We start from the raw sequence: 1266 nt of genomic DNA, 5'->3' as shown, positions 1-1266 counted from the left end.
CCGAATACCTGTTGCAGGATGGTTTGCTCGGTGGCGCTGATGTCGCGGCGGTGGTAGGCGTAGTCGTCCTGTTCGGTCTGGCTGGCGATCAGCACGTCACGTCCTGCGGTCACGCTGGCGTTGCCGCCGGCTTTCAGGTTGCTGCCGAGGTTGAGCACGTCGCGGCCGGCGTTCAGCTTGAGCGTGTCGGTGGCTTCGAAGCGGGAGGCTTCGCTGGCCACGTCGTTGCGCAGTTGATAGCCCTGGCCTTCCTGTTTGAAGGTGGTGACGGTGCGTTCGTTGAGGATGTCGCCGGTCACGGCGGTGGCGCTGATGTCGCGGCCATTGACGATGCCGCCGCGGCTGTTGCGGATCGAGTCGGTGGCGAGCATTTCCAAGCGATTGCCGGCTTGCATCAGGCCGCTGTTGTCGATGTTGCCTGCGACCATGTTCAGGTTGTTGGTGGCGCGTAGGGTGCCGCTGTTGTGCAGGTCGCCGCCGGTGATCAGGCTCACGTCCTGGCCCTGGATCAGCGCGCCGTTAGGGGCCAGGCGGTTGTTGGCCTGGGCCAGGTAGAGCACGGGGGGCAGGACTTTCTGGCCGTTGACCTCGGCTTCTTCCATCCACACGATGTCGTGGGTCAGCGCCGCGACTTGTTCGGCAGTCAGCGATACGCCGAGCTGCAGGTTGAGCGAGTCCTTGTAAGAGATGGCGTTGTCCATCAGGTAGCGGAACAGTTGGTCATCGCTGGCGAGGCCGTTGATGTAGCGTTGGCCAGTGCGGGCCACCACGGCTTCGCGGATCAAGCGCTGCTCGTACAGGCCGTCGCCCAGGCGCTTCCAGCTGGCGTCGGGGTTGTAGCCGAGTTTGCCCAGCAGGTAGTCGGAGCTCATGAACTGCTTGAGGTCGGTGAGCGCCGGGTTGGTTTCGATCAGGTATTTGTGGCTGTTATCCACCGGGGCAATGTCTGGCAGGCCTTGCACGCGGGTGATCGAGGGGGAGCGATTGTCCAGAGCCAGCGGGCCCTGGCCGTTGACTGCGCCGCTGACGGGCTGGCCATCGAGGTTGAAACCGCGTTCTTGCACGGCGGTGTAGTCGAGGTTTTTTTCGCGGTCGGCGGCGGTGATGACTCGCCCGTTGACGCTGAAGTCGCCGGTGGCGGTGTCCGCTTTACTCGCTGCGCCGCCTTTCGCGGCCTGGCCGCTGAGGCGGAACAGGCCGTTCTGGCTGGTCGGCAAACTGAAGCCGGGCAAGGTCACCGGGTTGACTTGGCGTTGGGCCAGGTCT

General features: G+C 64.3%; 1 protein-coding gene. It reads right to left on the bottom strand.

Annotation, left to right across the window (positions count from 1 at the left end; all coding sequences use genetic code 11):
* Positions 1-1266, bottom strand: a 1266-nt coding sequence (locus CER19_RS24570) for an S-layer family protein (protein ID WP_133298362.1), incomplete at both ends; no start/stop codon positions are given.

Origin of the sequence: Pseudomonas sp. GL93, from assembly GCF_003408955.1 — a bacterium.
Lineage (GTDB): Bacteria > Pseudomonadota > Gammaproteobacteria > Pseudomonadales > Pseudomonadaceae > Aquipseudomonas > Aquipseudomonas paracarnis.
The sequence above is the reverse complement of the archived record's forward strand: the minus strand, read 5'-3'. Positions and strand labels throughout refer to the sequence as shown.